This window comes from Ruegeria sp., assembly GCF_028066395.1.
GTDB lineage: Bacteria > Pseudomonadota > Alphaproteobacteria > Rhodobacterales > Rhodobacteraceae > Ruegeria.
This window is the reverse complement of sequence record NZ_JALCBM010000016.1, coordinates 4,169-12,332: the sequence shown is the minus strand read 5'-3', so window position 1 is coordinate 12,332 and position 8,164 is coordinate 4,169. Positions and strand designations below refer to the sequence as shown.

Annotated in this window: 7 protein-coding genes and 1 pseudogene; all 8 read left to right on the top strand. The window is 61.1% G+C overall.

Annotated elements, in window-relative coordinates:
* Nucleotides 1-233 (top strand): annotated as a pseudogene (locus MPJ51_RS07300) (heme d1 biosynthesis radical SAM protein NirJ); the annotation flags it as partial.
* 76 nt (nt 234-309) lie between these two features.
* Complete coding sequence (locus MPJ51_RS07295; RefSeq protein WP_298383939.1) at nt 310-1,833, top strand: nitrite reductase; 1,524 nt, start codon at nt 310-312, stop codon at nt 1,831-1,833.
* Nucleotides 1,790-2,053: a hypothetical protein gene (locus MPJ51_RS07290; RefSeq protein ID WP_298383937.1), complete on the top strand. Its 264-nt coding sequence runs from the start codon at nt 1,790-1,792 to the stop codon at nt 2,051-2,053. The genes MPJ51_RS07295 and MPJ51_RS07290 overlap by 44 nt, the downstream gene beginning before the upstream one ends.
* A gap of 140 nt (nt 2,054-2,193) precedes the next feature.
* Entirely contained in the window at nt 2,194-2,655 is a 462-nt protein-coding gene (locus MPJ51_RS07285; protein WP_298383934.1) for a DUF2946 family protein, read from the top strand.
* Nucleotides 2,656-2,699: 44 nt separating this feature from the next.
* Nucleotides 2,700-4,823 (top strand): NosR/NirI family protein, encoded by a 2,124-nt coding sequence (locus tag MPJ51_RS07280; RefSeq protein WP_298384086.1) that lies wholly within the window; start codon nt 2,700-2,702, stop codon nt 4,821-4,823.
* A 13-nt stretch (nt 4,824-4,836) separates the two neighbouring features.
* Entirely contained in the window at nt 4,837-6,744 is a 1,908-nt protein-coding gene (gene nosZ, locus MPJ51_RS07275) for a TAT-dependent nitrous-oxide reductase (protein WP_298383931.1), read from the top strand.
* Nucleotide 6,745: 1 nt separating this feature from the next.
* Nucleotides 6,746-8,002, top strand: a complete 1,257-nt coding sequence (locus tag MPJ51_RS07270) for a nitrous oxide reductase family maturation protein NosD (RefSeq protein WP_298383929.1) — start codon at nt 6,746-6,748, stop codon at nt 8,000-8,002.
* Nucleotides 7,992-8,164 (top strand): ATP-binding cassette domain-containing protein (locus MPJ51_RS07265; RefSeq protein ID WP_298384083.1); only part of this gene is annotated, 173 nt, incomplete at its 3' end. The genes MPJ51_RS07270 and MPJ51_RS07265, both read left to right, overlap by 11 nt.

Sequence of the window (8,164 nt, the reverse complement as noted above, 5' to 3'; positions counted from 1 at the left end):
TGCTGCGGACACGGCCTCGCCCGCTGAAAGGGCGGTGTGGAGCGTGTCAGTTGAAGGATGTGTGCGGTGGCAACACCCGCATCCGGGCGCTGCAGTTGACCGGCGATCCGTGGGCCGAAGACCCGGCCTGTTATCTGTCAAATCAGGAAATCGGTGTTGAGGATGCAGGCGAGCGTCTACAGGTCACGCCGTTTCGGGGGAAAAGCCATGATCCGGCGCATCAGTTCTTTTGAAACCGTTGTTCCTGTTTGTTCGACGTCTGCGCGGGTTGTGGGTGCAGGAGCCTCCGGCGGGAGTATTTTTGAAAAGATGAAGATCGGGGCTCTGTGTGCCCTTCTTGGCGTCAGCCCGGCTTGGGCAGACGCGCCATCAGATTATGCCGAGCATTGTGCGATCTGCCATGGTGAGGGTCGGCTGGGCGGGGTTGGTCCGGCGTTGATCCCTGAGACGTTGAAGCGGATGCGCGGCCCTCGGGTTGCTGCCGTGATTGCCGAGGGGCGCGCGGCGACGCAGATGCCGGGGTTTTCCCATCAACTGGACGCCTTGCAGATCGAGGAACTGGCGGGATGGCTGAAATCCCCGCTGGAGAGCGACCCGGACTGGGGTGCGGATCAGATCATCGCCAGCCGCACGCTGGATGCGGATTACATTCCGGTCAATGCGCCGGTCTGGGACAGCGATCCGATGAATATCACGTTGGTGGTTGAGACCGGCGATCATCATGTAAGCGTGCTGGATGGCGACACGTTCGAGGTTCTGGATCGGTTCGAGACACCTTTTGCCGTGCATGGGGGGCCGAAGTTCAGCCCCGACGGGCGGTATGTGTTCATCATGTCGCGCGATGGGTGGGTGCAAAAATATGACATCTGGGCCTTGCAACAGGTAGGCCGTGTGCGTGCCGGTTTGAACAGCCGCAACATTGCCATGTCGGGCGATGGCAAATGGGTGGCGGTGGCGAATTACTTGCCGAACTCTCTGACCCTGTTGTCGACCGAGGATCTGTCCGTCGCAAAGGTCATCGAGATCAAAGGCAAGAAGGGCGCCCCCAGTCGCGTCTCGGCCGTTTATCAGGCGCCGCCGCGCGAAAGCTTTGTGCTGGCGCTGAAGGATGTGCCCGAGATTTGGGAGGTATTCTACGGGGCCAACCCGCCGCAATTCGGGCTGGGCCATGATTTCCGCATCGAGGGGCAGTTCAAGAACCCCGATCCCTTCCCGGTGCGCAAGATCACCACGCCGGACTATCTGGACGATTTCTTTTTCGACCAGAGCTATGAATATGTCATGGGCGCCTCTCGCGATGGCACCGGGGGTCAGGTGATTGATCTGGTGATTGGTCACAAGGTGGCTGATCTGGACCTGCCGGGGATGCCGCATCTGGGGTCCGGCATCACGTGGAAACATGGTGAGACCACCGTGATGGCAACACCGCATCTGACCGATGGCACCGTGTCGGTGATCGACATGGAAAGCTGGGAAACCGTCAAGCGGATCAAGACCGAAGGGCCCGGGTTCTTCATGCGCAGCCATGAGAACTCGCCTTATGTCTGGGCCGATGTGTTCTTTGGCCCCAACAAGGACGCGATGCATGTGATCGACAAGCAGAGCCTTGAGATCGTGAAGACCCTGCGCCCTGCCCCCGGCAAGACCGTGGCGCATGTGGAGTTTACCAAGGATGGCCGCCACGCGCTGGTGTCGATCTGGGAAGATGACGGCGCGGTGATCGTCTATGACGCGCAGACGCTGGAAGAGGTCCGCCGCCTGCCGATGCGCAAACCGTCTGGGAAATACAATGTCTGGAACAAAATCACCTTCTCGGAAGGCACCAGCCACTGAGGGCAGATGGCCGGTCTGGAAACTGGCCATTCTGCTCTACCCCGCGACCGCATTGACCGTCGCGATCAACCTGTTTCTGACCGGGCTGATCCTGCACAGCGCCGGATTTGGTGCCATCGGGCCGGTGCCCGCGATTCTGTGGTCTCTGCCCCTGGGCATTCCGGCAAGCTGGCTGGCCGGGCGTTGGCTGCGCAGGCTGATGGATGAGGCGGATGAATGACCCCTCAGAACGGTCTTAAGTCTGTAAAAACAAACGCCAATTGTTAATTTTTCGGCAATTTGCACAAACCTGACCTAAGTCAAATCCCGGAATCAGGGAATCCACTAGAACGCAAGACAGCGAACAGAGTTGGAAACCCGATGCCTGCCCAATATCACCATATCAGCATGCCTGCCCGCGCCCGTCGCGCGGCCTGTGCTGTGGCGGGCATTTTCTTTCTGCTGCTGCAGTTGATCGCGCCCGCGATGGCGCAGTCCGGGGACTCGATGTGGATCGAGATCTGCGCCGATGGCGGCGCGGTCTGGGTCGAGGTTGATCTGGACGAGGATACCGATCCCACTGCGCCCTGCCCGAATTGCGCCGATTGCGCGCTATGCGCGGTGACCGGCGCGGCCCCGCTGCCTGACCTGCCGCAGGTCGGTCGGGTGCAAAGCGCACAGGACGCGCTGAGTGGGATTCGCGAGGCGATCGCCCTGCCCGCAATGGCCCGGCTGTGGCCCGAAACCCGGGGGCCCCCGTGCGCACCCGAACATCAAACCGAACGCGCCCCGCGCGCGTCCATGGCGTCAATCCAAGTAATCGGAGGTGCGCCGTGGTCGTAAGTCGCGCAATTCCTTTCCTTCTGGCTTTCACCCTGTCTGTCCTGATGGCGATCAGCGCCCGGGCCGACAGCCTCGCCAGTTTCCTGCCCGATCTCGATCCTGCCGATCTGGCCCCCGGTGCCGATGCCTTTGGCCCCGTGCGTCAGGACGTCAAGGTCGCCCCTGTCCTGAAAGGGGGCGAGACCGTCGCCTGGGCCTTCCTGACCTCGGATTTCGTGGGCACCACCGGCTATTCCGGCAAGCCCATCCATGTGGTCGCGGCCATTGACAGCGACGCGGTTCTGACCGGTGTGCAACTGGTCAAGCACTCGGAACCCATTGTTCTGATTGGCATTCCCAATTCCCGCATGGTTCAGCTGACCGAAGGCTATGCAGGGCTCGACCTCAAGCGCGAGGTGGAGACCGGCGGCGAAGGCCATGACCTCGATATCATCTCGGGCGCGACCGTGACGATCATGGTGATCGACGACAGCCTTGTGCGCGGTGGCATCAAGGTGGCCCGTGCGCTGGGTCTGGGCGGTCTGTCGCCGCTGCAGGCCGACGGCCCCAAGCGCGAGGTCGATATGGCACAGGATGCCATCTATGACTGGACCACCCTGTCCGGCGACGGCTCGGTCCGGCGGATGATCCTGGATATCGGTCAGGTCAACGCCGCGTTCGAGGCCACCGGCGATGAGCGCGCCATCAAGCGCCCCGAGCCCGGCGCGCCGGAAGATACCTTTATCGACATGAACATGGCGCTGGTCTCGGTGCCGTCGATCGGGAAATCCCTGTTGGGCGAGGCCGAATACCAGAACCTGGTCGACTGGCTGGACGAAGGCGAACACGCCATTCTGGTGCTGGGTCGCGGGGCCTACAGCTTCAAGGGCTCGGGCTATGTCCGCGGCGGCATCTTCGACCGGATTCAACTGATCCAGGGCGACAGCTCGGTCCGGTTCTTCGACAAGCAGCAGCGGCGTCTGGGCGTTGTGGCCGCACCGGATGCGCCCAGCTTTTCGGAACTGGATATCTTCAAGATCCCCGCCGATGCCGAGTTCGACCCGGCCGAACCCTTCCGCCTGCAATTGCTGGTGCAACGGGCCGTGGGCGCGGTTGAAAAGACCTTTCTGACCTTCGATCTGGGCTACAAGCTGCCCGAGCATTATCTGCTGCCCGCCGCAGCCCCCGTGGTGATCGAAGATGCCACCAGCGAAGCCGCCGCCAAGGCCGCCCTGTGGCAGCGCATCTGGAAGGACCGCACCGTCGAAATCATCGGTCTGGGCGTGATGCTGCTGGTGCTGACCGCAACCTTCTTCTTCCAGTTCCACGCCACCATGAATGCGCGGGTCTTTTACTGGTTCCGCATCGGTTACCTGACCCTGACCCTGTTCTTCATAGGCTGGTACGCCAATGCACAGCTGAGCGTGGTCAACCTGATGGCCCTGGCGGGCAGCCTGCGCACCGGATTTAGCTGGGATGCCTTCCTGCTGGACCCGCTGGTCTTTATCCAGTGGTTCGCCGTGGCCGCAGCCCTGCTGTTCTGGGGACGCGGTGCCTATTGCGGCTGGCTGTGCCCGTTCGGCGCGCTGCAGGAGCTGACCAACAAGATCGCACGCGCCCTGCGGGTGCCGCAATGGACCCTGCCCTGGGGGCTGAACGAACGGCTCTGGCCCGCGAAATACATGATCTTCCTGGGTCTCTTCGGTCTCAGCTTTGTCTCGATCCCGCTGGCCGAACAATATGCCGAGGTCGAGCCCTTCAAGACCGCGATCATCCTGAAATTCATGCGCGACTGGCCGTTTGTGGTCTTTGCGCTGACCCTGCTGGGAATTGGCCTGTTCATTGAACGGTTCTACTGCCGCTATCTCTGCCCGCTGGGCGGCGCGCTGGCCATCCCCGCCCGTATCCGCATGTTCGACTGGCTGCGCCGCTACAAGGATTGTGGCAGCCCCTGTCAGACCTGCGCCAACGAATGCCCCGTTCAGGCCATCCACCCCACCGGTGAGATCAACCCGAACGAGTGCGTCACCTGCCTGCATTGTCAGGTGCTCTACCAGTCCGAGGACAAATGTCCCGTCGTTATCCGCCAGTTGAAACGGCGGGCCAAGACAGGGTCGGTCAGTCCTAAGACCCCCCTCGGACAACCACCGGCGAACCATCCGAACGCCAAACCGCAAACCGTTTCCTAAAGGAGGAACGACAATGTCGGAACAAGACAAGAAACTGAACATCACCCGTCGCGGGATGCTGGGGGCCACCGCCACAGGCGCGGTGATCGCCGGGACCGGTCTGGGCTCGACCCTGATGACCGCGAAAGAGGCCAGCGCCGCCGCCAAGCAGCATCTCGAACCCGGTGAGCTGGATGAATATTACGGCTTCTGGTCCTCGGGCCAGACCGGTGAGCTGCGCATTATGGGTGTGCCGTCCATGCGCGAGCTGATGCGTGTACCGGTGTTCAACCGCTGCTCGGCCACCGGCTGGGGCCAGACCAACGAGTCGCTGAAAATCCTGACCGAGGGCCTGCTGCCCGAGACCAAGGAATATCTGGCCGCAAACGGCAAGGTCACCTATGACAATGGCGACCTGCACCACCCGCACATGTCCTTCACCGATGGCACCTATGACGGCCGCTATCTGTTCATGAACGACAAGGCCAACACCCGCGTGGCCCGTGTGCGCTGCGACGTGATGAAATGCGACAAGATCATCGAGATCCCGAACGCCCATGACATCCACGGTCTGCGCCCGCAGAAATACCCGCGCACCGGCTATGTGTTTGCCAATGGTGAGCATGAGGCGCCGCTGGTCAACGATGGTCAGATCCTCGACGATCCGTCGCAATACGTGAACATCTTCACCGCCATCGACGGCGACACCATGGAGATCGCGTGGCAGGTGATGGTATCGGGTAACCTCGACAACACCGAAAGCGACTATCAGGGCAAATACGCCTTCTCGACCTCGTACAACTCGGAAATGGGTATGAACCTGGCCGAGATGACCGAGAACGAGCTGGACCATGTGGTTGTCTTCAACCTCAAGGCCATCGAGGACGCGATTGCTGCTGGCAACTATCAGGAGATGAAAGGCGTCAAGGTTGTGGATGGCCGGAAAGAGGCCGGTGGCAATCTGACCCGCTACATCCCGATCCCGAACTCGCCCCACGGTGTGAACGCCGCGCCCGACAAGAAACACATCATGATCGCAGGCAAACTGTCCCCGACGGTTTCGGTGATCGACGTGGAAAAAGTCGACGCGCTGTTCAGCGACAATGCCGATCCGCGCTCGGCCATCGTGGCGGAACCGCAGCTGGGTCTGGGTCCGCTTCACACCGCCTTTGACGGCAAGGGCCACGCGTTCACGACCTTGTTCCTCGACAGCCAGGTGGTCAAATGGGACATTGCCAAGGCAATCGAATCCTATGCAGGCGCTGATGTTGACCCGATTGTTGACAAACTGGACGTGCATTACCAACCCGGCCATAACTCGACCTCTATGGGTGAAACCGCCGAAGCGGACGGCAAATGGCTGATTTCGATGAACAAGTTCTCGAAAGACCGCTTCCTGAACGTGGGTCCGCTGAAGCCTGAAAACGAACAGCTGATCGACATCTCGGGCGACAAGATGAAGGTGGTCCATGACGGCCCGACCTTTGCCGAACCGCATGACTCGATCCTGGTCCACCGCTCCAAGGTGAACCCGGTCAATGTCTGGGATCGCAACGACCCGATGTGGGAAGACGCCCGCAAACAGGCCGAGGCCGATGGCATCGATCTGGAAGAAGGTGCCGAGGAACCGATCCGTGACGGCAACAAGGTCCGCGTCTACATGACCTCGACCGCGCCGATCTTCAGCATGGAGAAATTCACCGTCAAACAGGGGGATGAAGTGACGCTCTATGTCACCAACCTGGATGACGTGGATGACGTGACCCACGGGCTGTGCATGTCGAATTTCGGCATCGCGATGGAGGTTGCGCCGCAGGCCACCGCCTCGGTCACCTTCATTGCCGACCGTCCAGGCGTGCACTGGTTCTATTGCCAGTGGTTCTGCCACGCGCTGCACATGGAAATGCGCGGCCGGATGTTCGTCGAGCCGAGGAACGCCTAAGATGCGCTGGCCCCTGCTCATAGCGCTCCTGCTTGGCTCGCCCCTTTGGGCGGCGGATTGGGACGTGCCCAATCGGGCGGGGGCCATCAACGAGATACTGGCCCAGGCGGCGGATGGGGACACCCTCCGCCTGAGCCCCGGTATTTACACCGAAACCCTGGTTCTGGACCGGCCCGTCACCATTGACGGGCTGGGCCAGGCCACCATCGACGGTCAGGGCCAAGGCAGCGTCATCACCGTGACCGGCCCGGGCGTGACCGTGCGCGGCCTGACGGTGATCGGCTCGGGCTCCAGCCATGATGGCATCGACAGCGGTATCCAGCTGAAGAAAACAGCTTATGCGCCGGTGATCGAGGATAACGTGCTGCTGGGCAATCTCTACGGTATCGACATCCACGGCGCCAAGGACAGCATTGTCCGCGGCAACCGGATCGAAGGGCGGCAGGACCGGCGGATGAATGACCGCGGCAATGGCGTCTATGTCTGGAACGCCCCCGGTGCGCGGGTCGAAGCGAATGAGATTCAGTATGGCCGCGACGGGATCTTCGTAAATTCTTCGAAGAAGAATTTCTTCGCGGGCAACCTGTTCCGCGATCTGCGGTTTGCGGTGCATTACATGTATGCCGACAATTCCGAGGTCCGCGACAATGTCTCGATCGGCAACGATCTGGGCTACGCCGTGATGTTCTCGACCGGTGTGACCGTGGCCGACAACGTCTCGATCAACGACCGCGAACATGGCGTGATGCTGAACTATGCCAACAAAAGCACCATCACCGGCAATGTAGTAAAGGGGGCCAAGGAAAAATGCTCCTTCCTCTATAACTCCAACAAGAACGAATTTACCGACAACTGGTTCCAGGGCTGCGGCATCGGCATCCACTTCACCGCCGGGTCCGAGCGTAACCAGATCGTCGGAAACGCCTTTGTCGGCAATCGGACGCAAGTAAAATACGTCTCGACCAAATGGGTCGAGTGGTCGGAAGAAGGGCGCGGCAACTACTGGTCCGATTTCGCCGCCTATGATGTGGATGGCAATGGCGTCGCCGATGCCCCCTATCGCCCCAATGACTCGATGGACCATGTGCTGTGGACCCAACCCTCAGCCAAACTGCTGCTCGGCTCGCCTGCCGTGCAACTGGTGCGCTGGTCGCAATCCGCCTTCCCGGCGCTGCTGCCGGGCGGCGTGATGGACAGCAACCCCTTGATACAAGCCCCTGAACCCCCAGCCATGAAAAAGGTGCCTCATGACGGATAAGGCCCTCTCAATCACCCGAGTCTGCAAGAACCGAGGCAAAACCCGCGTTCTTGACGACATCACCCTGTCTCTTGCCCCCGGTCAGCGTGTGGCGCTGCTGGGCCATAACGGCGCGGGCAAATCGACCCTGATCAAATCCATCCTCGGCCTGACGCCGATCCA

Excerpts from the sequence above, each read along its gene's own strand:
- MPJ51_RS07295 (WP_298383939.1), top strand. The coding sequence starts at position 310 with ATGAAGATCGGGGCTCTGTGTGCCCTTCTTGGCGTCAGCCCGGCTTGG.
- MPJ51_RS07290 (WP_298383937.1), top strand. The coding sequence starts at position 1,790 with ATGTCTGGAACAAAATCACCTTCTCGGAAGGCACCAGCCACTGAGGGC.
- MPJ51_RS07285 (WP_298383934.1), top strand. The coding sequence starts at position 2,194 with ATGCCTGCCCAATATCACCATATCAGCATGCCTGCCCGCGCCCGTCGC.
- MPJ51_RS07280 (WP_298384086.1), top strand. The coding sequence starts at position 2,700 with ATGGCGATCAGCGCCCGGGCCGACAGCCTCGCCAGTTTCCTGCCCGAT.
- nosZ (WP_298383931.1), top strand. The coding sequence starts at position 4,837 with ATGTCGGAACAAGACAAGAAACTGAACATCACCCGTCGCGGGATGCTG.
- MPJ51_RS07270 (WP_298383929.1), top strand. The coding sequence starts at position 6,746 with ATGCGCTGGCCCCTGCTCATAGCGCTCCTGCTTGGCTCGCCCCTTTGG.